We start from the raw sequence: 25,459 nt of genomic DNA on the forward strand, positions 1-25,459 counted from the left end.
GGGGCGACCCGGCCGGTCCTCGCGCCGGTCAGCGGTGGCTCAGGTAGTGCCGGGCCGTCTGACGCAGCCGGGCGTGCACGCCGTCGTACCCGCCGGCCCCGCCCAGGTAGCGCTTGTCCACCTTCGCCACCATCGTGTAGTTCGTGTCGCACACGTTGCCGACCGGCGCCTCACCGGCCTGGCTGACGAGTTGGTACGCGTCGAGCTGGTCCAGCCCCACCAGCTCGGCGGTCCACGTGACCAGGTCGTGCTGGCTGATCCGGTAGGCGTCCTCCAGCGGGCGGGCCGAGCCGGTGGACATGAGCGCGTCGTCCGACTCCAGCCGCGGCCACGGGGTGCCGGCCCCCTTCACGACGTCCACCACGACAGTGGTGTTCATGGCCGCCTCGATGCCGGTGCCGCAGACCTCGCCGTGGCCCTGCCGGCAGTGCCCGTCGCCGAGGGCGAACAGCGCTCCCGACACGTTCACGCCGAAGTACGCGGTGACGCCGGCCCGCAGCTCGGGGGTGTCCATGTTGCCGCCGTGCGCGTCCGGGGTGATCGTCATCCGCGCCTCGAAGGCACCGGGCGCCACCCCGGCGGTGCCGTGCATCGGGTCCAGCGGCAGCGCCACGGTGTAGTCGCCCCGGCGGGCCCGGTACGTCGCCGTGCCGGCCGCGACGTCGACGTCGTACCGCCAGACCACCTCGTCGAGCGGGGGTTGCAGGGTCGCCGTGGTGTGGGTGCTGGTGAGCGCGCCGAAGTGCGGGAAGGTGGTGGACACGGCCCAGTCCCGGGCCGGCTCGATGGCGATGAAGTGCACGGCGAGGGTGTCCCCGGGCTCGGCCCCCTCGACGTGGATCGGCCCGGTCACCGGGTTGAGGTACGGGAACTGGCAGACCTGGGACGGCAGGTCGTCGGTGCTCCGGACCCGGCCGCCGAAGCAGTCCTCGGTGTAGAGCTCGAGGATGGTGCCGGGGCGCACCCGGAGCACCGCCTCGCGCCCGCCGAAGGTGTAGGAGAGTTCGTCCGGCTCCGGCCGGTACTTCACCACGTCGGTCGTCACTGCGGCTCCTTCACCGGTTCGTCGGTGCTGTCGTGGGCGACGTCGACGAGCGCGGCGAGCTCGGGACGCCGGCCCGTCAGGTAGAAGGCCAGCAGGACCAGCAGGCCGACGCCCAGCCAGACGAAGCCGAGCACCTGGGCGGCGACCTTGGCGTTGATCACGACGTAGAGCAGGATCAGGAACCCGATCACCGGCACCACCAGGTGCCGCAACCAGTCCCGGCTGCCGTTGCGCACCACGTAGTGGGTCACGACGGAGACGTGCAGCGCCAGGAACGCGGTCATGGCGCCGAAGTTGACGAGTGTGGACAGCAGCGAGATGCCGTCGTCCCGGCTGGCCATGTAGAGGCCGAGCGCCAGGGAGATCGCCGCGACCAGCAGGGTGGCGTTGGCCGGCACCTTGTGTTTCGGGTTGATCCGGGCGAGGAAGCGGGGCATCTGCCGGTCGCGGGCCATCGCGTACAGCAGGCGGGAGGTCGCGGCCTGGGCGACCAGGGAGTTGGCGAAGCCCCAGGCGATCGCGGTGGCCAGGGCGGTCAGCCCGGCCAGCCAGCCCCCGCCGGCCGCGCGGGCCGCGTCGTAGAACGCGGTGCCCTCGGGGTCGCCGTTGTCGAGCAGGCCGGGCGCGTCCGGCACCAGCAGGGCCGCGACCCACGTCTGCACGACGAACAGGGCGCCGGCCAGCAGCAGCGCCGCGATCATCGCCCGGCCGATCTGCCGGGCCTCCTCGCGGCTCTCCTCGGCCAGCATGGAGATCCCGTCGAAGCCGAGGAAGGAGAGCACGGCTATCGACACCGCACCGAAGACCAGCGGCCAGGAGAAGGTGTCCGCGTTGAACAACGGCCGGAGCGAGAAGCCCGCGCCCTTGCCCTGCGCCAGCGCGGTCACGCCGACGACCAGGAAGATCAGGAGGATGACCAGCTCGGCGGCGAGCATCACCCGGTTGACCCGGGCGGTCAGCTGGATGCCGAAGTAGTTGACGACGGTGTTGAGCACGACGAAGGCCGCCAGCCACGCCCACACCGGCACGCCGGGCACGAGGGAGTGCATGGCCACGCTGGCCACCAGGTAGAGCAGGCCGGGCACGAGGACGTAGTCGAGCAGGATCACCCAGCCGGCGAGGAAGCCGACGGGCGGGGCGATGCCACGGCCGGTGTAGCTGTAGACGGAGCCGGCCATGGGGAACGCGCGGACCATCTGCGCGTACGAGGAGGCGGTGAACATCATCGCCACCATGCCGATGAGGTAGGCCAGCGCGACCATGCCGCCGGAGCCGGCGTACACGCTGCCGAAGATGCCGAAGGGCGCGATCGGCACCATGAAGATCAGACCGTAGATCAGCAGGTCGGTGAAGGTGAGGGTCCGGCTCAGTTCCTGCCGGTAGCCGAACCGTTCGACCTGGACGGATGTCTCGGATGAGTCGGGAGGTTGAGTCACGGCACGCCTCCTTGATCTGGTGAGGCGCACGTTAGTCCAGCCATCGACGGACAGCTAGATCTATCCGCATGGATTGTATACATCGTTCGATCCGACTCAGAAAAAGTCAGTCTTGACTGTTTGTTTAGAGGGCGGCACGCTGTCCCCGTGCCCACCGCATCGACCCGCGTCCCTCAACAGGAGCGCAGCCGCGCCACCCAGGCCCGGCTGCTGGAGGCGACCGTCGAGTGCCTGGTGGAGCACGGCTGGTCGGGCACGACGACGACCGTGGTGGCCGCCCGGGCGGGCGTCTCCCGGGGCGCCCAGCTGCACCACTACCCGACCAAGGCGGCCCTGGTCACCGCCGCCGTCACCCACCTCACCGAGCGCCGGGCCGTGGAGCTGCGCACCGAGGCCGCGGCGTTGCCGGCCGGCCCGCAGCGCCTCGACGGGGTGGTCGACCTGCTCGCCGCCGCCTTCACCGGGCCGCTCTTCGTCGCGGCGCTGGAGCTGTGGGTGGCCGCCCGCACCGACGCCGAGCTGCGCGACGCCCTGGTCCCCCTCGAAGCCCGGGTCGGCCGGGAGATGCACCGGCTCACCGTCGAGCTGCTCGGCGTGGACGAGCGGCGACCCGGAGTCCGCGAGGCGGTGCAGGCCACCCTCGACCTGCTCCGCGGCCTCGGCGTGGCCAACCTGCTCAGCGACGACACGACCCGCCGCACCGCCCTGCTGCACACCTGGAAGCGCCAGCTCGCGGCCCTGCTCACCCCCGACGCCGGAGCGCCGACGCCCGGGAGCGCACGGCCGCACTGATTCCCCCGGAGGCACCATGGTCGACCTGACAGCCCTGCTCGCGGACCTGACCGCCGAGTCCGAGCAGCTCGACGCCCTCGTCGCGCCGCTGCCGCCGGAAGCCTGGGAGCGGCCGACGCCGGCGCCGGGGTGGAGCATCGCCCACCAGATCGCCCACCTGGCCTGGACCGACCACGTCGCCCACCTCGCGGCGACCGACGCGGCGGCGTTCTTCGCCTCCATCACTTCCGCCCCGGACCCGTCCCGGCTCGTCGACGACGGCGCCGAATCGTTCCTCGCCCCGGCCGCCGCGCTGCTCGCGCGCTGGCGGGCGGGCCGGGCCGCGCTCACCACGGCGCTCGCCGCCGTCCCGGCCGAGGAGAAGCTGCCCTGGTACGGCACCCGGATGTCGCCCGCCTCGATGGCGACCGCCCGGCTCATGGAGACCTGGGCGCACGGCGAGGACGTGGCCGACGCGCTGGGGGCCCGGCGTGCCCCGACGGCCCGGCTCCGGCACGTGGCGCACCTGGGCTTCCGTACCCTCGGGCACAGCTTCGCCTCCCACGGCCGGGCGGTGCCGACGGCGCCGGTCCGCGTCGAACTCGCCGCACCGGTGAGCGCGAGGAGTGAGCTTGCGAGCCCCGCAGTCGCGAACAGGGACGACGCCGACGGCGACACGTGGGCCTTCGGGCCGGCGGACGCGGCCGACCGGGTCACCGGCCCGGCGCTCGACTTCTGCCTCCTGGTCACCCAGCGGCGGCACCGCGCGGACCTGGCCCTCGTCGCCACCGGGCCGGTCGCCGACGAGTGGCTCGACGTGGCCCAGGCGTTCGCGGGGCCGCCCGGCGGCAAGCGGGAGGCGGCGGGCGGCGGGGTGACCCGGTGACCGCGCTGCGGGTCGGCAACGCCTCCGGCTTCTACGGCGACCGCCTCACCGCCTGGCGGGAGATGCTCGACGGCGGCGAGCTGGACGTGCTGACCGGCGACTACCTGGCCGAGCTGACCATGCTGATCCTCGGCCGCGACCGGATGCGCGACCCCTCGCTCGGCTACGCGAAGACGTTCCTGCGCCAACTGGAGGGCACCCTCGGCACCGCGCTGGAGCGCGGGGTCCGGCTGGTCACCAACGCCGGCGGGCTCAACCCGGCCGGGCTGGCCGCCGCCATCGGCGCCCTCGCCGACCGGCTCGGCCTCACCGTCCGGATGGGGTACGTCGAGGGCGACGCCCTGACCCGGCCGGACGCGTTGACCGCGAACGCGTACCTGGGGGCGTTCGGGATCGCGGCCTGCCTCGACGCCGGGGCGGACGTGGTGGTCACCGGGCGGGTGAGCGACGCCTCGCTGGCGGTCGGCCCGGCCATCTCCCACTTCGGCTGGACCCGGGACGACCTCGACGCGCTGGCCGGGGCCACCGTCGCCGGGCATCTCATCGAGTGCGGGGCGCAGGTCACCGGCGGCAACTTCAGCTTCTTCACCGAGCTGCCCGACGGCGGGCACCGCCCCGGCTTCCCCATCGCCGAGATCCACGCCGACGGCTCGTCGGTGCTCACCAAGCACCCGGGCACGGGCGGCGCGGTCACCGTGGAGACGGTCACCGCCCAACTGCTCTACGAGGTGGGCGGGCCGGACTACCTGGGGCCGGACGTGGTGACCCGGCTGGACACGGTGGAGCTGGCGCAGGAGGGGCCGGACCGGGTGCGGGTCTCGGGTGTCCGGGGCACGCCCCCGCCGGACACCCTCAAGGTGGGCGTCAACAACCTGGGCGGCTTCCGCAACTCGATGACGTTCGTGCTCTGCGGGCTGGACATCCCGGCCAAGGCGGCCCTGGTCCGGAGGCAACTGGAGGAGGCGGTCGGCAAGGAGGGGCTGGAGTTCACCCTGGCGCGGACCGACCACCCGGACGCCACCGACACCGAGGCGGCGAGCGCGCTGCTGCACGTGCACCTGCGGGACGGCGACAGGGCGCGGGCCGGGCGGGCCTTCTCGGCGGCCGCGGTGGAGCTGGCGCTGGCCTCCTATCCGGGCTGCACGCTGACCACGCTGCCCGGCGACGCCACCCCGTACGGGGTGTTCACCGCCGACACGGTCCGGCAGGACGCGGTCGCGCACGTGGCCGTCCTTCCCGACGGCACCCGGACGCCGATCCCGCCACCCACCGTCACGTGTGCGCCGCGGGCCCCGGCACCACGCGAGGCGCCAACCGGGAGCCCCTCCTCGCACCCGACCCGGCGGGCGCCGCTCGGCGACGCGGTCGGGGCGCGGTCGGGAGACAAGGGCGGGGACGCGAACCTCGGTGTCTGGGCCCGCTCCGACGCCGGATGGGCCTGGCTGCGCGGCTGGTTGACCGTCGATCGGCTGGCCGAGCTGCTGCCGGAGACCGCCCCGCTGACCGTCGAGCGGTACGAGCTGCCACACCTGCGCGCGGTCAACTTCGTGATCCGGGGGCTGCTCGGTCAGGGGGTGGCCGCCTCCACCCGCTTCGACCCGCAGGCCAAGGCGCTCGGCGAGCTGCTCCGCTCCCGGCTGGTCGACCTGCCCGCCGACCTCGCCCCGGGGGTGCCGTCGTGACCATGGTGGACACTCCCGAGCGGCGGCAGCTCCGCGAGCTGACCCGGGCCTTCGTGACCAGGGAGGTCCTGCCCCACCTGGACGACTGGGAGCGGGCCGGTGAGGTGCCCCGCTCGCTGCACGAGACCGCCGCGAAGATCGGGCTGCTCGGCGTCGGCTTCCCCGAGTCGGTCGGCGGCAGCGGCGGCGACCTGCGCGACTCGATCCTGGTCACCGAGGAGATCATCCGCTCGGGCGGCTCGTCCGGGCTGATCGCCGCGCTCTTCACCCACGGCATCGCACTGCCGCACATGGTCGCCGCCTGCGGCGACAGGGCAGGCCCGGGCGCCGCCGGTCCGCAGCATCTCATCGAGAGGTACGTGCGGCCCACGCTGGCCGGCACGATGATCGGCGCACTGGCGATCACCGAGCCGGACGGCGGCTCCGACGTGGCGGGCATCCGCACCTTCGCGCGGCGGGACGGCGACCACTACGTGGTGAACGGGTCGAAGACCTACATCACCAGCGGGGTCCGGGCCGACTTCGTGACCACCGCGGTCTGCACCGTGCTGCCGGGCAGCGGCGCGCTCAGCCTGCTGGTGATCGACAAGGGCACGCCCGGGTTCACCGTCGGCCGCCGGCTGGCGAAGCTCGGGTGGCACTGCTCGGACACCGCCGAACTGTCCTTCGTCGACGTCCGGGTGCCGGTGGCGAACCGGGTCGGCCCGGAGGACACCGGCTTCCTGGCGATCATGCAGCAGTTCGCCACCGAACGGCTGTCCCTGGCCACCCAGGCCTACGCCACCGCGCAGCGCTGCGTGGAGCTGGCCACCCGCTGGTGCCGGGACCGGTCCACCTTCGGCCGCCCGCTGGCCAGCCGGCAGCTCGTCCGGCACCGGCTCGCCGAGATGCACACCCGCGCCGAGGCGGCCCGGGCGTACGTGCACGACGTGGCCGAGCGGGTGGTCGCCGGCGAACCCGTGGTGACCGAGGTGGCGATGGCGAAGAACGTCGCCGTGGCGGCCTGCGACTTCGTCGTCGACGCGGCGCTGCAACTGCACGGCGGCTTCGGCTACCTGCGCGACGCCGAGGTGGAACGGCACTACCGCGACGCCCGGATCCTGGGCATCGGCGGCGGCACGACCGAGATCATGAACGAGATCATCGCGAAGGGCATGGGCCTGTGAGTGCGAGGAGTGAGCCGGGTTTGCGAGCCCCGCGGTCACGAACGGAAGGATCGCTGTGACGACACTGGACAGCCGGCTCGACCCGTCCTCGCCCGCCTACCGGGCCAACCGCGAGGCGCTGCGGGAACGCCTCGCCGAGCTGGAGACCGCGCTCGACCAGGCCCGGGCGGGTGGCGGCGAGAAGTACGTGACCCGCCACCACAAGCGGGGCAAGCTGCTCCCCCGCGAGCGGATCGAGCTGCTGCTCGACCAGGACAGCCCGTTCCTGGAGCTGTCGCCGGTGGCCGCCTACGGCACCGACTTCCCGGTCGGGGCCAGCACGGTGACCGGCATCGGGGTGGTCGAGGGCGTGGAGTGCCTGGTCGTCGCCAACGACCCGACGGTACGCGGCGGCGCCGTGAACCCCTGGGCGCTCGCCAAGACCCGGCGGGCCGGCGAGATCGCCCTGGCCAACCGGCTGCCCATGGTCAACCTGGTGGAGAGCGCGGGTGCGGACCTGCCGACCCAGGCGGAGATCTTCATCCCGGGCGGCCGGGTGTTCCGCGACCTGACCCGGCTCTCCGCGGCGAAGATCCCCACGGTCAGCGTGGTGTTCGGCAACGCCACCGCCGGTGGGGCGTACGTGCCGGGCATGTCGGACTACACGATCATGATCCGGGACCGGTCGCAGGTCTACCTGGCCGGGCCGCCGCTGGTGAAGATGGCCACCGGCGAGGTCACCGACGACGAGTCGCTGGGCGGGGCGGTCATGCACTCGGCGAAGTCCGGCCTGGCCGACTTCCTGGCCGAGGACGAGCGGGACGGCATCCGGCTGGCCCGGCAGTGCGTACGCCGGCTCAACTGGCGCAAGCAGGGTCCCGCGCCGCGCAACCCGTTCCCCTCGCCACCCAAGTACGACCCCGAGGAGCTGCTCGGCATCGCCAGCGCCGACCTCAAGGTGCCGTTCGACCCGCGCGAGGTGCTCGCCCGGGTCCTCGACGGCAGCGACTTCGACGAGTTCAAGCCCGGCTACGGCACCGCCCTGGTCACCGGCTGGGGCGAGCTGCACGGGTACCCGGTCGGCGTGCTGGCCAACGCCCGCGGCGTGCTGTTCAGCGAGGAGGCGCAGAAGGCCACCCAGTTCATCCAGCTCGCCAACGCGGCCGACACCCCGCTGGTCTTCCTGCAGAACACCACCGGCTACATGGTGGGCACCGAGTACGAGCAGCGCGGCATCATCAAGCACGGCGCTCTCATGATCAACGCGGTGTCGAACTCGACGGTCCCGCACCTGACCGTCAACCTGGGCGCCTCCTACGGCGCCGGCAACTACGGCATGTGCGGCCGGGCGTACGAGCCACGGTTCCTGTTCACCTGGCCGAACGCCAGGTCGGCGGTGATGGGACCGGCGCAGCTCGCCGGGGTGCTCTCCATCGTCGCCCGGCAGGCCGCCGCCGCCCGGGGCCGCGACTACGACGAGGAGTCCGACGCCGCCATGCGGATGATGGTCGAGCAGCAGATCGAGTCCCAGTCCGGGGCGCTCTTCCTCTCCGGCCGGCTCTACGACGACGGGGTGATCGACCCCCGGGACACCCGTACCGTCCTCGGGCTCTGCCTGTCGGCGATCCACAACGGACCGGTGAAGGGCGCCGACGGCTTCGGCGTCTTCCGGATGTGACCAGTGAGCGCGAGGAACGCAGCGGAGCGGAGTCCCGCAGTCGCGAACGAGAGGACGGCGCAGCGCCGATGATTACCAGGCTGTTGGTTGCCAACCGGGGCGAGATCGCCCGGCGGGTCTTCGCCACCTGCCGCGCGCTCGGCGTGGAGACGGTCGCCGTGCACTCCGACGCGGACGCCGACGCGCCCTTCGTGGCCGAGGCCGACCAGGCCGTCCGGTTGTCCGGCAACGCGCCGGCCGAGACGTACCTGCGGATCGACCTGATCGTGGACGCGGCCCGCCGGGCCGGCGCGGACGCGGTCCACCCGGGTTACGGGTTCCTGGCCGAGAACGCGGAGTTCGCCGCCGCGGTCACCGACGCGGGGCTGACGTGGGTCGGCCCGCCGGCCAAGGCGATCGCCGCGATGGGCGACAAGATGGCGGCCAAGGCGCTGCTCGGCGACGCGGGCGTGCCGATGCTGCCCACCTGGACCGAGGCCGGCCAGGTGACCGGCTTCCCGGTGCTGGTCAAGGCCGCCGCGGGCGGCGGCGGCCGGGGCATGCGGGTGGTCCGCGACGCCGCCGGGCTGGCCGAGGCCGTCGCGGGCGCGCGCCGCGAGGCGGCCGCGGCGTTCGGCGACGGCACGGTCTTCATCGAGCGGTACGTCGAACGCGGCCGGCACGTCGAGGTGCAGATCTTCGGCGACAGCCACGGCACGGTGGTGGCCCTCGGGGCTCGGGACTGCTCGATCCAGCGCCGGCACCAGAAGATCGTCGAGGAGGCGCCGGGCGTCCTGCCTCCCGGGGTGCGCGAGCGGCTGTACGAGGCGGCGGTGGCCGCCGGCCGGGCGGTCGACTACGTGGGCGCGGGCACCGTGGAGTTCCTGCTCGCCCCCGACGGGCAGGTCCACTTCCTGGAGATGAACACCCGCCTCCAGGTGGAGCACCCGGTCACCGAGCTGACCACCGGGCTGGATCTCGTCCGGCTGCAACTGCTCGTCGCCGAGGGCGAGCCGCTGCCGCTGGCGGCCACCCCGCCGGCCGACGGCCACGCCATCGAGGTACGGCTCTGCGCCGAGGACCCGGCCCAGGGCTTCCGCCCGGCCACCGGCACGCTGCACCGGTTCGCGATCCCCGGGGTCGGCGCCGAGTTCGCCCCGACCAGGGGCCTGCGACTCGACTCCGGCGTGACCGGCGGGTCGGCGGTCAGCGTCCACTACGACTCGATGCTGGCCAAGCTGATCGCCTGGGCGCCCACCCGGGCCGAGGCGGCCCGCGCCCTCGCCGGCGCGCTGGCCCGGGCCGAGCTGCACGGCGTCGCCACCAACCGGGACCTGCTGGTCCGGGTGCTGCGCAGCCCCGAGTTCGCTGCCGTGGACATCGACACCGGTTTCCTGGACCGGCATCCCGAGGTCTTCGCCCCGCTGCTCCCCGCCGACCGGCTCCCCGTGGCCGCCCTCGCCGCCGCGCTGGCCGGCGCCGCCGGGCGCCGGCTGGGCGGACTCCCGTCGGGCTGGCGCAACGTGCCGGCGTTCCCGCAGGTCACCCGGTTCGCTGGGGCGGGCGGCGGCGAGCTCGAGGTGCGGTACCGGCTGGACCGCACGGGCGCGCTCGCCGACTGGTCGGTGTCCCCGGCCGGTGGGGACGACACCCCCGACGCCGTCCCGGCCGTGACCGTGGTCGAGGCCGCCCCGGACCGCGTGGCGCTCGACGTCGACGGGGTGCGGCGGACGTTCCGCGTACACCGGGTCGGGCCGGAGGTCTTCGTGGACGGCCCGGACGGGTCGGCGAGCCTCACCGAGCTGCCCCGGTTCCCCCTGCCCACCGCCGAGCTGGCGGCCGGGTCGCTGCTCGCGCCGCTGCCCGGCGCGGTGACCCGCGTGCACGTCGAGGTAGGCCAGCGGGTGAGCGCCGGCGACCTGCTGCTGACCCTCGAAGCGATGAAGCTCGAACACCCGGTGCTCGCGCCGGCCGACGGCGTGGTGGCGGAGCTGCCCGTGCCGGCCGGCGGCCAGGTCGACACCGGGGCCGTGCTGGCCGTCATCGACGGCTCCGGCCCGGCGCATCCGGCGCCGCGCCGCGACGTGGAGCCGTCGGATCCCGAGGAGGACCCGCGATGAACTTCGACCTCACCCCCGAGCAGGACCAGCTCCGCGACGCCGTCCGGGCGCTGGGGCGGAAGTACGGCCACGGCTACTTCGTCGAGAAGGCCCGGGCCGGCACGCACACCACCGAGCTGTGGCAGGAGGCCGGGCGGCTCGGCTACCTGGGCGTCAACATCCCCACCGAGTACGGCGGCGGCGGTGGCGGCATCACCGAGCTGGCCATCGTCTGCGAGGAGCTGGCCGCGGCCGGCTGCCCGCTGCTGCTGCTCGTCGTCTCACCCGCCATCGCGGCCACCGTCATCGCCCGGCACGGCACCGACGAGCAGCGCAAGCGCCACCTGCCCGGGCTCGCCGACGGCTCCCAGAAGATCGTCTTCGCGATCACCGAGCCGGAGGCCGGGTCGAACTTCCACCGGCTCGGCACCGTGGCCCGCCGCGACGGCGACGACTGGCTGCTGACCGGCCGCAAGTGCTACATCTCCGGCGTCGACGAGGCCGGGCACGTGCTGGTGGTGGCCAGGACCGAGGACTCCGGGACCGGCAAGCTGAAGCCGGCGCTGTTCGTCGTGCCGACCGACGCTCCCGGGCTGGAGCGGTCCAAGCTGGACATGGAGATCCTCTCCCCGGAGAACCAGTTCCTGCTCTACCTGGACGACGTCCGGCTGCCCGCCGACGCGCTGGTCGGCGAATCCCTGGACGCCGGGTTGCCGGCCCTGTTCTCCGGGCTCAACCCCGAACGGATCACGGTCGCCGCGATGGGCGCCGGCACCGGCCGGTACGCCATCGAGCGGGCCAGCGAGTACACCGCCAGGCGGACGGTGTGGGGCGGGAAGACCATCGGCTCCCACCAGGGCGTCGCCCACCCGCTCGCCCACGCGGCGGTGCAGGTGGAGCTGGCTCGCCTGATGATCCACAAGGCGGCCACCCTCTACGACGCCGGCCGCGACCTGGAGGCCGGTGTCGCGGGCAACATGGCCAAGTACGCGGCCGGCGAGGCCGCCGCGCTCGCCGTGGACACCGCCGTCCAGGCGCTCGGCGGCGCCGGCATGACCACGGAGTACGGCGTGGCGACCCTGCTGGGCGCGGTCCGGGCCGGCCGGATCGCGCCGGTCAGCCGCGAGATGATCCTCAACTTCGTGGCCCAGCACGTCCTCGGCCAGGACAAGTCCTACTGAGACGCCGGTGCCCGGCGCCCCTGGTCGGGGGCGCCGGGCACGGGCAGCTCGGCTCAGGAGGTGGCGATCCGGTCGAACTTCTCCCACGGCCCGATCGACGTGCGGTTGGCGATGAGCGGCTTGCTGCCCGCGCTCTCCGCCACCACGTACCGGCCGTTGGCGTTGGCCCGGAGGCTGATGGTGCCGTCCGGGTTCTCGATCACCGTGAACTTCTCCCAGGCGCCGACCGACGTGCGGTTGGCGATCAGCGGCTTGCTGCCCGCGCTCTCCGCCACCACGTAGCGGCCGTTGGCCCGGGCCCGCAGGGCCACGAAGCCGTCGCCCGCGTCGACCACGTCGAACTGCTCCCACAGCCCGACCGCAGTCCGGTTCGCGATCAGCGGCTTCGTGCCGGCGCTCTCGGCCACCACGTAGCGGCTGTTGGCCCGGGCCCGGAGGGCGATCGGCGCCGCGACCGCCGGAGCGCCGGTCAGCCGGGTGAGCGCCGGGTAGTCGCCGTTGAACACGTTCTGGCTGTAGCTGCCCGGCTTGCTGGGGTCACCCGCGGCGTACTGCCAGATGGTCTCCGTCGTCCAGCCGGCCGGCAGGGGCGGGCGGGTCGCGGTGTAGCCGGCGATGTCCAGCGGGTTCGCGCCGAACGACGCGTTGTTGCCGGTGCACGGGTTCCAGTAGTTGGTGTTCGTGTAGATCATCACCGGCCGGCCGATGCGTGCCTTGACCTGGTCCGTGAAGGACCTGATCCAGGCGGACATGTCCGTCGTGGTCAGCCCGTAGCAGGTCGGCGCGCCGGACCAGTACGGCCACTCGATGTCCACCATGGGCACCAGCGTCTGGCTGTCCTTGGCGAACTTGGCGTTGTCGACGAAGAAGTTCGCCTCGGTGACCGGGTCACGCCCGTCCGGGCGGGCGAAGTGGTACGCGCCGACGAGCAGGCCGGCGGCCTTGGCCGCCGCGTAGTCCTCGGCGAAGTAGGGGTTGCGGTACGTCTGCCCCTCGGTCGCCTTGACGTACGCGAACTTGGCGCCACCGGCCGCCACGGCCGGCCAGTCGATCGGGCCGAGGTTGTGGTCGTGGCTGGAGACGTCGATGCCGCGGATCGTGTAGCCGGCCGGGATGGCGGCGCTCGTGGACGCCGAGCTGGCGCGCGCGCCCGGCTTGACGCCGGCGTTCGCGTGGCCACCACCGTCGGGCGCCGGGTCGGCCGCACTGGCCGGCTGCGCCATGCCGAGCGCGCCGAGCGCGAGCCCGGCGGACATCAGAACAGAGATCCATCTTCGAGACATGGGAGTGGAGACTCCTTGGTCGGGAGGTCGAGGGCCGCCGTTCGCCAGTGGGCGGATCACGGCGGCGGAGCGCCCCCGCCGTCCGGCCGGGAACCGGCGGCAGCGGGGTGCGGCCGTACTCTAACCCGCCGAAGCACCTGTTCACTGCCCTGATCGCGATCGACACCGGCGGAACCGCCCGGGAGACTGTCGCCATGGTGCCGCCCGATCTGGAGCGGGCGACCGACCGGCTCTACGCCGTCTTCGCCCGCCACCCCATGCCGCCCGACATGACGGCCTGCGACCACTGCGTCGACCCCGCCGAGGTGGACCTCTTCCGGCGTACGCCGTTACGCGCGCTCACTGCGAGGCAGCTCGGCACCTACCTGTCCAACCCCGGCACCTGGGGCGACGGCACCGAGCTGCCGCACCTGGTGCCGCGACTGCTGGCGGCGTACGCGAGCGGGGAGATGGCGGACTGGTGGTGGCCGGGGCACGTGACCTCGCGGATCCGCGCGAGTTGGCAGCGCTGGTCGCCCGAGGAGCGCACGGCCGTCACCGAGTTCGTCCGGTCGTGGTGGCGCCGGACTCTGCTGTCCTGGCCGTCCACCAACCCGGTGCCGGACGTTCTGGAGGCCGTCGTCGCGCTCGACCTTGACGTCGAGGAGTACCTCTCGGACTTCGCCGAGCTGCCGGGTGAGACGCCCGCCCGGCAGCTCGCCGCCTTCGTCGACGGCTGGCGGTGGGGTTCCTCGCTGACCGAGGACGTGCAGCGGGCGGTGCGACGCTGGCTCATCGGCGGCACGCCAGGGCGGTTGCTGTGGGAGGCGGCGGTGGCGCGCGCGGGATGCCCGGTCGGCGACGAGCTGACCGAGGCCGCCGAGCTGGTCGACCTGCTGCGGGAGGCGCTCGGCGACGGGGACGCCTGACCGGGCCGCCCCTCGCGTCGTCCGCGGCCCGGGGTACGGCGGGTGCCCGATCACCCGCCGTACCCCGGGGGTCCGTCAGCGGACGGTCAGCGTGCCGACCGCCGGCAGCGGCGCCACCACGGGCGGCAGTCGCTTCGGCTCGCCCCGCCCGGGCTCACCGGCGCGGGCCAGGTCGCTCTTCGAGGCCTTCGCCCGGGTGACCGCCGGCTCGTCCTGGAACGGCTGCGCGTCACCGGTGCAGAGCGTCCCCCTGGCCGGCAGTGTCCCCCGGAGCAGGTACGCGTCGACCGCGCCGGTCACGCAGGCCGAGGTGCCGTAGGCGGTGTGCCCCCAGCTGTCGCTGCTCAGCAGCCGGCTGTTCGGCAGCAGCCGGGCCGAGCTGACCGCGCCCTGGTAGTTGGTCGCCGGGTCCCAGTAGTTGCCGACCACCAGGACCGGTGCGGCCGTGGTCCGGTTGAACGGGCCGGTGAAGGCGTCCTCGTCCCGCACGGTCCACGTGTTGCGGGCGCAGGGTGCGGTGCCCCAGGCCCAGGCCCGTCCGAAGTACGGCGCCCGCGTGTCCTCCCTGGCCGACAGCGCCGGCCAGGCGTCCGCGCTCCTCGGGTGGTACGCGTCGGTGCAGTCCACGGTCAGGAACGTCTCCAGCCCGTTGTCGTAGGGGAAGTCGTAGCCCCGCTGCCGGCGGGCCTCGGCGGCCCGCCGCGCCACGGCGGCCCGTGCCTCCGCCCGGTCCGACGCGCCCGCGGCCCGGTCGGTCAGCACCAGCAGCTCACCGGTGAGGTCCACGATGTACTGCCAGCCGCTCGGGTCGTAGAGGTAGCTGAGGGTGGCGCCGACGAAGTCGGCGTAGCTGACGGTGAACTGCCCGGCGTCCGGGTCGTCCACCACCAGCGGCTTCTTGCGCAGCCGCTGCGCCACCGTCTCGTACGCGGCCACCGGGTCGCCGCCGGACGCCAGCGCGCACTTCTCCGAGCCGGCCTTGTCGCACTGGACCAGGATCTCGTGCAGCGCGCGGTACGCGCCGTCGGCGCTGCGCAGCCGGGTCTCCTGGAGCTGGTTGCGGGCCTTGCCCTGGCCGACCCAGGCGTTGGGGTTGAGCACGCCGTCGACCACCACGGCGCGGAACCGGTCCGGGAACATGTTGGCGTAGTACTGCCCCAGCGCGGTGCCGTAGCTGAAGCCGAGGTAGCTGAGCTTGTTGTCGCCGACCGCGCGGCGCAGCACGTCCATGTCGCGGGCCACCTCGGCGGTGGACGCCGCACCGGTCAACGGCCTGCCGGTGGTCGAGCAGCCCTTGCCGACCGCCTTCGACGCCGTGACGTACGCCTTCTCCTCGGCTCTGGTGAACGGGAAGGCGACGTTCAGCCCGGCGTACGCCCGGGTCTGGTCCTTCACCGACGGGAAGCACTTCACGTTGTCGCTGGCGGCGATCCCGCGCGGATCGACGCCGACGATGTCGAAGCGGTCGAGCAGGTCGTCGCCGAGGAAGTACGGCGCGGCGAGCGCGATGCTGGTGCCGGAGCCGCCCGGGCCACCCGGGTTGAGGAACAGGCTGCCGATCCGGTGCTGCTGGTCGCGGGCCCTGACCCGGAGCAGCGCGATCTCGGTGGTGGCGCCCTTGGGGTTGTCGTAGTCCAGCGGGAGCCGGACCGTGGCGCACTCGGCGTAGTCGTAGCAGGCGTACCAGTCGAGCTGCGGCGTGGGCACTCGGTCGACCCGGCGCGCCTCGGTGGCGCTGGTCCGGTCGTACGCCGGCGGCTGCGGCGTCGCGGCCGCGGCCGCGGCGGGCGCGACCGCCGATCCGGCGAGGACGAGGCCGGCGATCCCTGCTGCGGTGAGGGACCGGATTGCACGTGGCATGTGGCTGCCTTCCGGTGGGGAACGGGGTCCGTCGAGGAGACCTCGACACCCGTCACTGTAGGGATCACGACCAACCGGGATCGCCCGCCAAACGCGGACGGAAGCGACAGATTGCCGATTGATGTAACGAAATATTATTGATCGACGCTTTCACCACTCTCCGTGGTGGAGGCCGGCGGGCTCCGGGGGCGTGGCCGGCGCGGAGCCGTACCGGTCCGGCAGTTGACAGCTCGACGCCCTGGGCCATGCTTGTCGGGTGAGTTCGTTCCCGAAGCCCGATGCGCGGGTCAAGGCCGTCGTCGCGTCGGTGGCGGCGGTGGCGGCGCTGGTGACGTTGGTGGTGTGGCACCCGGCCGGCATCCTCTCGGTGGTGCTGGCCCTGGCCTGCGTCCTGCTCGGCATGATCGCCGGGGTGACGGTCACCGCCGCCCGGCAGGCCCCTCCCCGCGCCGACGCGTCCACCGACGAGTGGCCGGCCCCCACCGCGTACGGGGTGGACGCCGACACCCTGGAGGCGATCGACCCCCGGGCGGTCCGGCAGCTCCGCACGCCGGCCGGCGGCTACGCGGGCGACGCCGACACGTTGGAGGCGCTCGACCCGCGGGCGGTCCGGGACCTGCGGGCGTCCGGTGGCGGGTTCCCGGGCGACGCCGACACCCTGGGCGCGATCGACCCGCGGGCGGTGCGGCAGCAGCGGACGGCGAACGGGATCAGCGACCGGTGAGGGTCGGCACGGCCAGCGCGTCCACGCCCCGCCCCGCCAGGCACCGGTAGGTGCGGTCCGTGCCGGCCGGCGGCAGCACCTCCAGGTTCCAGCCGGTCACCTGTCGCACGTCGCTGACCAGCTGGAACGTGCCCACGCTGCAGACCTGCTGGACGGCCGGATCGGCCACCACCGCGTCGTGGCCCGCGCCGACGAGCGCGGCCGGCAGGTCACCCTCGGCGTAGCTCTCCCACGTGTGCCGGCCGTCGCAGGGCACCCGGGTCGCCTCGGCCCGGTCGCGGCGCAGCCGCACCGGGCCGTAACACTCCAGTTCGGACGCACAGTGGGCGCCCGCCGGCAGGCGGACGTCGCCCGTCGCGCAGCCGGGCGGGACCCGCGACGGCTCGGCCGCCCCGCTGGCCACCGGCGTCGGCGACACCACGTCGGGAGCGCCGCCGGCCAGCCAGGCGCCCGCACCGGCCGAGGCGGCGAGCGCGAGCACGCCCGCCCCGCCGAGGAACCAGCGCCGCGGCCAGCGGCGGCCGCGGGTCGGCACGGTCGGGTGGGCGTCCTCGGCCGGCGGGCGCGGGCCCGGCTGGCCGGCGCGGGTCAGCGGCTGTCCACCGGTGGTCGGGCCGCCGCTGACCGGAGACCCTGGATAGGGCGCGCCGCTCACCGGCGCGGCCCCCGAATCCAGCGGGAGCGCGGCGAGCAGGCCGCGCAGTTCGACGGCGGAGGGACGCTCGCCCGGGTCGTTGGCCATGCCCAGCCGCAGCACGTCGATGAGCTCGTCGGGCACCCCGGGCAGGCCGGGGATCGGCTGCTGGAACATCTCCAAAACGGTGACCAGGCTCGGGTTGCGCTCGGACTGCCAGCGCGGCGGGCGGCCGTGCATCACCGCGTAGAGGGTGGCGCAGAGCGCGTAGACGTCGACGGCCGGGCTGGGCGGGCTGTGGCTGAACATCTCCGGCGGCGCGTAGGCCGGGGTGAGCACCTCGAGGGTGACCGAGGCGTCGCGCACCTCGGCCAGCACCGCCAGCCCGAAGTCGGCCAGCACCGCCGAATTGAAGTGCGAGTAGAGGATGTTGGCCGGCTTGACGTCCCGGTGCAGCACCCCGGCCGCGTGCGAGTGGGCCAGCGCGTCGGCGATCTTCACGCCGAGGTCGCGGGCCTCGACCGCACCCAACGGGCACCGGCGCATCCGCTCCGCGTACGAGCCGTCGCACAGCTCCATGATCAGGTAGGGGTGCTGGTCGACGGTGACCCCGACGTCGAAGAGGTCGACCACGTGCGGGTGGGAGGACATCTTGCCAGCGGCCCGCGCCTCGCGCAGGAAACGCGCCTGGTCCCGGTCGCTGTCCAGCGTGCGGTTCTCCACCTTGACCGCGACCTCGCGCCCCACCGAGATCTGGGTGGCCCGGTAGACGGTGGCGTAGCCGCCCCGGGCGAAGACCTCCAGGTCGGTCAGACCGGGCACGATGGGCAGCCGCAGGGCGCCGGGCGGGGTCTCGGTCACGACTCGAAAATACCCAACGGTCCCGGTCGCTCAGCGCACCGCGTCGGTCGCCGGAACCGGGCCCGGACCCGGAGCGGTGTCGTCCGCGGCAGCCGGCCGGCCCGGCCCGGCGGCCGCCCGGCGGGCGTCCCACCACAGGCCGACGGCGGTCGCGACCGCGCCCAGGCCCTCCCAGGCCGCGACACCGAAGAACCGGTCCGGGGCGACGTCGGAGAGCACCGCGATGCTGAAGACGGTGAACGTGACCAGCCGGAACCAGACGGTGAACCGGTAGAACGGCCGCCACTCGGTCGCCACCGCGAGCAGGTAGTAGACCCCCATGTTGAACGAGGCCATCGAGGACGCCGTGAGGAACGTGCCGGTGTAGTCACCCGGGGCACGCTCGGCCGGCACCTCGAAGCCGAGCAGGCGGAGCTGGGTCTCCGGCCAGATCAGCCCCAGCGCGCCGAGCAGCAGCGCCAGGAGCCCGAAGACCGCGATCGTCCAGCCGGCGCCGGAGCGCGGCAGCCTCATCGTCCCTCCCCAACCGTGGCCGTCGGCGTGGACGGCCCGCACGCTCCCACGCTAACCGCCCCCACCGACGGGCACATCCCCGGAACCGGCAGAACCGGTGGGGATCAGTGCGCGGCGAGGCGGACGCGGAGCGCGTCGGCGGCGGCCCGCTCACTGCGCTGCTCGGTGGCGTACGCCAGCCGCACCGCCTCCTCGGCGCTGGCCAGCGCCTCGGCCGGGCGGCCACAGGCGTCGAACGCCTCGGCCAGCACCATCCGCGCGACGACCTGGCTGCGCACGTCCTCGGCCGGGGCCGACACGGCCCGCTGCGCCCAGTCCAGCGCCTGCTCGCGCTGACCGTGGCCGAGCAGCGCGGACGCGTACCGGGCCATGGTCTGGCGGCGGGAGAACAGCAGCGACGGGGTGTTGGCGGCGGTCGTGGCGACCGGGGCGAGCAGCCCCACCGCGGTCGCGGCGTCACCGGCCGCGAGCCGGGCCATGGCGAGCAGCACGCGGGGCGCCACCTGGGCGGGGGCCTGCGGGTTGTGCGGCTCCACGGTGGTCAGCACCGACCGGGCCTCCCGCTCGGCCGTCGCGGCGTCGCCCATGTCCAGCGCCACGAAGCCGCGCAGCGTCCCGGCCATCCCGGTGAGCAGCGGGTGCGTGGTGCGGTCGGCGTACCCGAGGGCGTCGGTCAGCAGGTCGGCGGCGTGCTCCGGTTCGCCCAGCCCGCGCGCCACCACGCCGCGCACCACCAGCGCGAAGCCCTGGCCCCAGTCGTCGCCGACCTCGGCGAACTCCCGGTACGCCCGGCGCGCCGCCCGGTCCGCCTCGGCCAGCTCGCCCAGCTCCGCGGTGGCGTACGCCTCGACCGCGCGCAGGGTGCCCACCGCCCACGCCTCGCCGACCCGCTCGCCGAACGGCAGGAACACCTGCGCCATCCGGCACGCCTCGCGGAGCCGGCCGGCGAGCAGCCGCGCGAACGCGGTCGTGCCGCGCAGCCAGGCCCGCCCGTACGGGTCCTTCAGCTCGGCGAACAGCCGGGCGGCCCGGCCGAGCACCGCGTCGGTGCCGGCGAAGTCGCCCCGGGTCGTGGTGACCCAGGCCAGGTTCTGCAACGACCAGGCCTGCCCGCGCGGGTCCTTCGCGGCGAGGCTGACCTGGTAGGAGGCCGCCAGGCGACTGCTCGCCTGGCCCAGCCGGCCGGCGATGAAGTCGGCCATGCCGAGCCGGCGCATCGCCGAGGCGCGCATGGTCGGCAGGTTGGCCGCCGTGGCCACCTGCAACGCCTCCTGCCAGCTCCGCTCGGCACGGGCGGCGTCACCCAGCGTCTGGTGGGCCTGCCCGGCCAGCAGGAGGGCGCTGGTCCGGGTGGCCGCCGCGTCCCCGGCGTTCGCGGCGATCTTCTCGGCGAAGGCGAGCGCGTCGGCCGGGCGGCCGATCTGGAGCAGCGCCCGGGCGTGCACCACCTGGTCGGCCAGCGGCACCCCGTCGCGGGCCAGCTCGGCGGCGCGTTCGGCGTACTCGACGGCCATCGCCGGCTCCCCGGACCGCAGCGCGCGGCGGGCGGACCGGCACAGCGCGGCCACGCCCAGCGGGGCGACCGCCCGGGCCGGCGCGTCCGGGCGGAGCTTGACCGCGTCGGCGAGCGCTGCGGCCCGCTCGACGTGCTGGGCGACGAAGTCGTCCCGGGCGGACTCGGTGAACCCGCCGGGCGCCGTGGTGGTGCCGTCGGCGTTCTCCGGTGCCGCCCAGCGGGCCAGCGCGGCGTGCCGCTCGGCCAGCTCGGCCTTGCTCACCCCGGCGTACGCGGCCTCCCGCATGAGCGGGGTGGCGAAGGCGAACCCGGTGCGGGTCCGGTGCAGCATGCGGCGTTGCAGCAGCTCCTCCACGGCCCGGTCCAGCTCGACCGCGGCCACCGCGGCCGGCCGGCCGTCCCGCCCGACGCGCTGCTCGCGCAGCGCCTCCAGCGCGCCGTCGGGCACGATGTCGCCGACCACCGCGGCGTCCCGCAGGACCGAGCGGGCGTCCGGCGGCAGGGCGTCGATACGCGCGGCGAGCACGGCGGCCAGGTCGCGGGAGAGCAGCCGGCTGCCCAGCGAGCCGGGCGCGAGCCGCCAGCCGACGTTGGCGTCCCGCCCCGGGCCGGCGGTCAGCGCCCCGCGCTCCATCAGCAGGGTGACCAGCTCGGCCAGGTAGAACGGGTTGCCCTGGGCAGTGGCGAGCAGCCGGTCGGCGTCGGCCGTGGACAGCTTGCCGCCGCTCAGATAGCTGGTGAGGAGCCGGGAGGCGTCGGCGCCGCGCAGCGGGGGCAGCGCGTGCACCTCGGCGTCCGCGACGCGGGTCAGCGCGCCGGCGGTCCGCACCAGCTCGGGCCGGCCGAGCAGCAGCACCAGCACCGGGCCGCTGAGCCGGTTGAGGGTCAGCGCGAGCGCCTTGATCGTCTCGGCGGTGGCGTCGTGCAGGTCGTCCACCACGATCACCAGCGGCGCCTCCAGGGCGAGGGCGCTGAGCAGCTCGGCGACCGCGTTGGGCACGGCCTCGGCGTCCGGCGGCGGGGAGGCGGCGTTCCACTCGCCGTTCTCGGTGGCGGCGGGGAGTTCGGCGTACCCGAGCAGGGCGAGGAGCTGGTCCACGGCGAGCGGGGGCGGGTCGCCGGGGAGCCGGCCGAGGCGCTGCCCGAGCCGGCGCAGCCGCTCCTCGACGGCCGGCCGGGTGAGCGCCGTGGCGGCGTCGTTGGGCAGGCCGACCGCGGCCCGGACCAGGTCGGCGAGGGGGGCGAGCCGGCGCCGCTCGCCGAACGCGGCGCAGCGGACGGAGAGCACCCGGGCGCCGGTGTGCGCGGCGTACCGGCCGGCACCGACGTCGTAGCCGGCGGCGAGGCGTTCCACCTCGGCGGCGAACCGGGACTTGCCGATCCCCGCCTCGGCGGTCATCAGCAGCACCCGGGGCTCACCCCGGTCGATCACCTCGGCGAGCCGGCCGGCGACCCGGCCGATCTCGGTCTCCCGGCCCACGAAGGGCGCCTCGTCGCCGAGGCCGGACCGGGTGCCCGGCGCGTCCAGCAGGCCGAGCAGCTCGTACGCCTCGACCGGCTCGCGCTTGCCCTTGAGCCGCAACGGGCGCAACGCCCGCCAGGAGGCGACGTGCCGGGTGGCGGCGGAGGTCCGCCCACCCGCGTAGACCGCGCCGACGGCGGCGGCGTCGGCGAGCCGGGCGGCGGTGTTCACCGTGTCGCCGATGACCGTGTACTCGATCGCGGCCTGGATGCCGGCGATGACGTCGCCGGTGTTCAGGCCGACCCGCAGGCCGAGCGGTGCGCCGCCGCCCCGCTCGTCGTCGAGCACCCGGCGGACCGCCCGCTGCATGGAGAGCGCGGCCCGGACGGCGCGCTCGGCGTCGTCCTCGTGCGCCACCGGCGCGCCGAAGACCGCCATGATCCCGTCGCCGGTGAGCTTGTCGACGTGCCCGCCGAAGGTCTTCACCGCGCCCGCCAGGGCGGCCAGCACCCGGTCCGTGACGGCCCCGACCCGTTCCGGGTCGAGGTCCTCCGACCAGGAGGTGAAGTCGGAGAGGTCGCCGAAGAGCACGGTGACGACCCGCCGCTCGGCGGCGGGCAGCGTGGCGGCGGCCGGCAGGGCGGCTCCACAGTTGTGGCAGAACCGCGCGCCGGGCACGGCGACGGTTCCACACACCGGGCAGGTCACGGCAGCTCCAACCCCGTACCCCCGGCGCCGGATTCCCGGGAGCTCACCCCGAGGTACTCCAGCTGGGCCCGGACCGACCATTCGGCGGCCCACCACAGCGACCGGTCGACGTCCGCGTAGACCCGCTCTACGACCTCGGGCGCGGTGGTCGCGCCGGCGGCGACCGCCGCGCGGACCTGGTCGAGCCGCGCCCGCCGGTGGGCCAGGTAGAAATCGGCCGCCACACCGCAGTCGGCCAGCGCCGGGCCGTGCCCCGGCAACGCCGGGATCCCCCGGTACGTGGCGAGCAGCTCCAGGCTCGACAGGTAGTCGCCGAGGTGCCCGTCCGGGTGGGCGACCACGGTGGTGCCCCGCCCGAGGATGGTGTCGCCGGTGAGCACGACCCGCTCATCGCCGTGCCCGACCAGGAAGCAGACCGAGTCGGCGGTGTGGCCGGGGGTGGCGAGCAGGCGGACGTCCAGGCCGGCGTCGAGCGGGGTGTCCGGGGTCAGCGGCGCGCCCCCGACGGTGTGCGCCGGGTCGACGGCGAGGACGGGCGCCCCGCCGAGCAGCTCACTGAGCCGCGGCGCGCCCTCGGTGTGGTCGGCGTGCCCATGGGTGATCAGCACGAGACCGACCGGGCCGTGCGCGGCGAGCGCGGCCAGGTGCTCCTCGTCGGCCGGGCCGGGGTCGACCACCACGGCGTGCTCGGCGCCCGGGGCGCGCAGCACCCAGGTGTTCGTGCCGTCGAGCGTCATCGGCCCCGGGTTGGGGGCACGCACCAGCGTCACCCACTCCGGCAGCTCGTCCGCGAGCGCCCCTGCGGCTCCGGTCACAGGCCCCATGGCAGCGATCGTACGACCCCGCCCGCCACTGCCCGCGATCTTGCGGTGCCGCCAGGAGTTATGTCCCCTTGCGGGGTCGTCTGCCCCACCGGCACCGGCAAGATCACGGTTACCCGGCGTCAGGCGACCTCGACGATGACCTCGACCTCGACGGGGGCGTCCAGGGGAAGCTCGGCGACGCCCACCGCGCTGCGGGCGTGCCGGCCGGCCTCGCCGAAGACGGCACCGAACAGCTCGGAGGCCCCGTTGACCACGCCGGGCTGGCCGGTGAAGCCGGACGCGCTGGCCACGAAACCGGTCAGCTTGACGATCTTGACGACGTTCTCCAGCCCGACCAGCGAGTCGATCGCGGCGAGCGCGTTCAAGGCGCACCGCTGCGCCAGGTCCTTCGCCTGCTCGGCGGAGACGCCGTTGCCGACCTTGCCGGTGGCGAGCAGCTTGCCCTCGGCGATCGGGAGCTGGCCCGAGACGTAGACGTGCTGCCCGGACTGGACGGCCGGCACGTAGCTGGCCAGCGGCGACGCCACCTCCGGCAGGGTCAGGCCGAGTTCCGCGAGCTTCGCGTGCGGTCCGTTGCTCATGCTGTGCCGTCCTTCGTTCGCGACTGCGGGGCTCGCAGGCCCGGCTCACTTCTCGCGCTCACGGGTCAGCCCTTCGGACGCTTGAGGTAGGCGACGAGCTGCTCCGGGTTCGGACCGGGAACCACGGAGACCAGCTCCCAGCCGTCCTCGCCCCAGTTGTCGAGGATCTGCTTGGTCGCGTGGACCAGCAACGGGACCGTGGCGTATTCCCACTTCTGCATCGGGTGAAGGCTCCCTTGCCTGACATGGACTGCGGTCAGGCACAGCCTACGGTCCGCCGCCGTTACGGGGACGCGGGACGCTGCTCGGGCGTAGCGGACGGCTCGCCGCAGGGGCCCTCGTGCTCGTACCGCTGGGGGCAGCGGGTGCGGTCGGCCAGCAGCAGGTCGCAGAAGACGCGGTGCCGGTTGTTCTGGTCGTCGGCCGTGGAGACGGTGGTCTCGCCGGCGTCCAGCTCGCTGAGGAAGCCCAGCGAGGTGGCCACGGTGGAGGCGAGCGCGGTGGCCGCCGCCAGGTCGGGAACACGGACCGGCAGGTGGATGACGTAGCCGGGCTCCTCCTCGTCGCGGCCCCGCCCGGCCGGCCGGCCCAGGGTGCGCACCACCTCGGTGGGCGGGCGATAGGACCGCTCGTTGAACGGCGCTCCCGCGCCGGGCCCCTCGGCGTCGCCGGGCCGTCCCGCCCGCTCGCCGGGGAACTGGGCTCGGGGAATGTTCTCCGCGTCGCGCATCCGCTGCCTCCGGGCCTCGTACCTGTTCACCGTCACCACCATCCGGCTCGGAACCCGTCGCCGGTCCGGCCCCCCGCGTCGCGACGAACGTAGGACCTGCGGGGAGTCCCGGCAACGGGACGCGCGCACCCGGTCACCTCCAGTCACATATGCGACACATCGCCGATCGGGAAAGCGACGGCGGGCTCACGTCCGGCGCCGGCGTGGCGTTGGCGTACGCGGGGCTGGCAAGCCGTCCGCCGACCGCTACCCTTCCGGTCTGGACGAGTGCCCGCGCTCGCCCGCCACGCTCGATCACGTGTCCGTCGCCTGGGGCGGCGTCGGCGCGCCGCACCCCGGGGGAACGACATGACCCAACCGCCCATCGGTGGCGCCGCCGGTTCGCCCGGAGGTCCCGCCCACCAGGAGCCGCCCGCCGGCGCCACGCCGGCCCCCGGCGACCCGTCCACGCCCGGCTACCCGGCGTACCCGCAGCCGGCGGCCCCGAGGAAGCGGCGCGGCCTGCTGATCGCCTCGATCGTGCTGGCCGCGGCGGTCCTGCTCTGCGGCGGTGGCGGCACGGCCGCGTTCCTCACCCTGCGCGAGGCCGAGGACGGCCAGGGCGCCAAGGAGCCGGCCGTCGCCGTGGACGGCTTCCTCACCGCGGTCTACAAGGACCGGGACGCCCGTGCGGCGGCCACCTTCGTCTGCTCGGCGTCGCGCGACGACGAGAAGATCGCCGCCAAGGTCGCCGAAGTGCGGAAGTACGCCGGGCAGTACCAGAACGCGCGGTTCCGCTGGACCACCCCGAAGGTGGACAACCAGACCGGGGACCGGGCCACGGTCAGCACCAGGGTCACCATGACCACCGCCGACGAGAAGACGGCCGACCAGGAACTGCGCTTCACGGTGGTGCGGAAGACGGGTTGGTGGGTCTGCGAGGTCGCCTGACCGCGACGGCTGGATAGGCTCGA

General features: G+C 74.4%; 21 protein-coding genes. 10 read left to right on the forward strand and 11 right to left on the reverse strand.

Translation table 11 applies throughout. From position 1 onward, the window contains the following. Positions 1-28 precede the first annotated feature (28 nt). Positions 29-1,045, reverse strand: a complete 1,017-nt coding sequence (locus tag ACZ6PY_RS13490) for an acetamidase/formamidase family protein (RefSeq protein ID WP_466071904.1) — start codon at positions 1,043-1,045, stop codon at positions 29-31. Then, complete coding sequence (locus ACZ6PY_RS13495; RefSeq protein WP_466071906.1) at positions 1,042-2,481, reverse strand: APC family permease; 1,440 nt, start codon at positions 2,479-2,481, stop codon at positions 1,042-1,044. Before ACZ6PY_RS13495 ends, ACZ6PY_RS13490 begins: the two co-directional genes overlap by 4 nt. Positions 2,482-2,628: 147 nt before the next feature. Between ACZ6PY_RS13495 and ACZ6PY_RS13500 the strand changes: the two genes are divergently transcribed. The 7 genes from ACZ6PY_RS13500 (at position 2,629) to ACZ6PY_RS13530 (ending at position 11,902) form a co-directional block, all read left to right on the forward strand. Beyond that, positions 2,629-3,273, forward strand: a complete 645-nt coding sequence (locus tag ACZ6PY_RS13500; RefSeq protein ID WP_466071908.1) for a TetR/AcrR family transcriptional regulator — start codon at positions 2,629-2,631, stop codon at positions 3,271-3,273. A 16-nt stretch (positions 3,274-3,289) separates the two neighbouring features. Further along, positions 3,290-4,138 (forward strand): TIGR03084 family metal-binding protein, encoded by an 849-nt coding sequence (locus ACZ6PY_RS13505; protein WP_466071909.1) that lies wholly within the window; start codon positions 3,290-3,292, stop codon positions 4,136-4,138. Then, entirely contained in the window at positions 4,135-5,820 is a 1,686-nt protein-coding gene (locus ACZ6PY_RS13510) for an acyclic terpene utilization AtuA family protein (protein ID WP_466071910.1), read from the forward strand. Before ACZ6PY_RS13505 ends, ACZ6PY_RS13510 begins: the two co-directional genes overlap by 4 nt. Continuing rightward, positions 5,817-6,986 carry an acyl-CoA dehydrogenase family protein gene (locus tag ACZ6PY_RS13515; protein WP_466071912.1) on the forward strand — a complete coding sequence of 390 codons (1,170 nt, stop codon included), beginning with the start codon at positions 5,817-5,819 and terminating at the stop codon, positions 6,984-6,986. The genes ACZ6PY_RS13510 and ACZ6PY_RS13515 overlap by 4 nt, the downstream gene beginning before the upstream one ends. A 55-nt stretch (positions 6,987-7,041) precedes the next feature. Continuing rightward, positions 7,042-8,643, forward strand: coding sequence for an acyl-CoA carboxylase subunit beta (locus ACZ6PY_RS13520; RefSeq protein ID WP_466071914.1), 1,602 nt, complete (start codon positions 7,042-7,044; stop codon positions 8,641-8,643). Between the two features lie 68 nt (positions 8,644-8,711). Next, the gene (locus tag ACZ6PY_RS13525) at positions 8,712-10,742 is read left to right on the forward strand and encodes an acetyl/propionyl/methylcrotonyl-CoA carboxylase subunit alpha (RefSeq protein ID WP_466071916.1); all 2,031 of its coding nucleotides are present in this window, start codon (positions 8,712-8,714) and stop codon (positions 10,740-10,742) included. Next, positions 10,739-11,902 (forward strand): acyl-CoA dehydrogenase family protein, encoded by a 1,164-nt coding sequence (locus ACZ6PY_RS13530; protein ID WP_466071918.1) that lies wholly within the window; start codon positions 10,739-10,741, stop codon positions 11,900-11,902. Before ACZ6PY_RS13525 ends, ACZ6PY_RS13530 begins: the two co-directional genes overlap by 4 nt. A 53-nt stretch (positions 11,903-11,955) precedes the next feature. Here the strand turns inward: ACZ6PY_RS13530 and ACZ6PY_RS13535 are convergent, their stop codons facing one another. Further along, complete coding sequence (locus ACZ6PY_RS13535; protein WP_466071919.1) at positions 11,956-13,185, reverse strand: GH25 family lysozyme; 1,230 nt, start codon at positions 13,183-13,185, stop codon at positions 11,956-11,958. A 194-nt stretch (positions 13,186-13,379) separates the two neighbouring features. On the opposite strand from ACZ6PY_RS13535, the gene ACZ6PY_RS13540 reads away from it, so the two are divergent. Beyond that, positions 13,380-14,093 (forward strand): hypothetical protein, encoded by a 714-nt coding sequence (locus ACZ6PY_RS13540; RefSeq protein ID WP_466071921.1) that lies wholly within the window; start codon positions 13,380-13,382, stop codon positions 14,091-14,093. Positions 14,094-14,168: 75 nt separating this feature from the next. Here ACZ6PY_RS13540 and ACZ6PY_RS13545 read toward each other — a convergent pair whose 3' ends face one another. Next, a complete protein-coding gene (locus ACZ6PY_RS13545) occupies positions 14,169-15,953 on the reverse strand; it encodes an alpha/beta hydrolase (RefSeq protein ID WP_466071923.1) in 1,785 nt (594 codons plus the stop codon). Positions 15,954-16,209: 256 nt separating this feature from the next. On the opposite strand from ACZ6PY_RS13545, the gene ACZ6PY_RS13550 reads away from it, so the two are divergent. Further along, entirely contained in the window at positions 16,210-16,677 is a 468-nt protein-coding gene (locus tag ACZ6PY_RS13550; RefSeq protein WP_466071925.1) for a hypothetical protein, read from the forward strand. Here ACZ6PY_RS13550 and ACZ6PY_RS13555 read toward each other — a convergent pair. The 7 genes from ACZ6PY_RS13555 to ACZ6PY_RS13585 form a co-directional block, all read right to left on the reverse strand. Continuing rightward, a complete protein-coding gene (locus ACZ6PY_RS13555; protein ID WP_466071927.1) occupies positions 16,664-18,172 on the reverse strand; it encodes a serine/threonine-protein kinase in 1,509 nt (502 codons plus the stop codon). The genes ACZ6PY_RS13550 and ACZ6PY_RS13555 overlap by 14 nt on opposite strands. Before the next feature lie 30 nt (positions 18,173-18,202). After that, positions 18,203-18,685, reverse strand: coding sequence for a hypothetical protein (locus ACZ6PY_RS13560; RefSeq protein WP_466071928.1), 483 nt, complete (start codon positions 18,683-18,685; stop codon positions 18,203-18,205). 104 nt (positions 18,686-18,789) lie between these two features. After that, the gene (locus tag ACZ6PY_RS13565; protein ID WP_466071930.1) at positions 18,790-22,371 is read right to left on the reverse strand and encodes an adenylate/guanylate cyclase domain-containing protein; all 3,582 of its coding nucleotides are present in this window, start codon (positions 22,369-22,371) and stop codon (positions 18,790-18,792) included. Continuing rightward, complete coding sequence (locus ACZ6PY_RS13570) at positions 22,368-23,195, reverse strand: MBL fold metallo-hydrolase (RefSeq protein WP_466071932.1); 828 nt, start codon at positions 23,193-23,195, stop codon at positions 22,368-22,370. The genes ACZ6PY_RS13565 and ACZ6PY_RS13570 overlap by 4 nt, the downstream gene beginning before the upstream one ends. Before the next feature lie 119 nt (positions 23,196-23,314). After that, on the reverse strand, positions 23,315-23,776 hold the full coding sequence (locus tag ACZ6PY_RS13575) for a RidA family protein (protein ID WP_466071934.1): 462 nt from the start codon (positions 23,774-23,776) through the stop codon (positions 23,315-23,317). Between the two features lie 65 nt (positions 23,777-23,841). Beyond that, positions 23,842-23,997, reverse strand: a complete 156-nt coding sequence (locus ACZ6PY_RS13580; RefSeq protein ID WP_013289021.1) for a DUF4177 domain-containing protein — start codon at positions 23,995-23,997, stop codon at positions 23,842-23,844. Positions 23,998-24,059: 62 nt separating this feature from the next. Next, positions 24,060-24,506, reverse strand: a complete 447-nt coding sequence (locus ACZ6PY_RS13585; RefSeq protein WP_466072089.1) for a hypothetical protein — start codon at positions 24,504-24,506, stop codon at positions 24,060-24,062. A 348-nt stretch (positions 24,507-24,854) separates the two neighbouring features. Here ACZ6PY_RS13585 and ACZ6PY_RS13590 point away from each other — a divergent pair, with 348 nt between their 5' ends. Then, positions 24,855-25,436: an Rv0361 family membrane protein gene (locus tag ACZ6PY_RS13590; protein ID WP_466071936.1), complete on the forward strand. Its 582-nt coding sequence runs from the start codon at positions 24,855-24,857 to the stop codon at positions 25,434-25,436. Positions 25,437-25,459 lie beyond the last annotated feature (23 nt).

It is taken from the genome of Micromonospora sp. NPDC048907 (assembly GCF_055586885.1).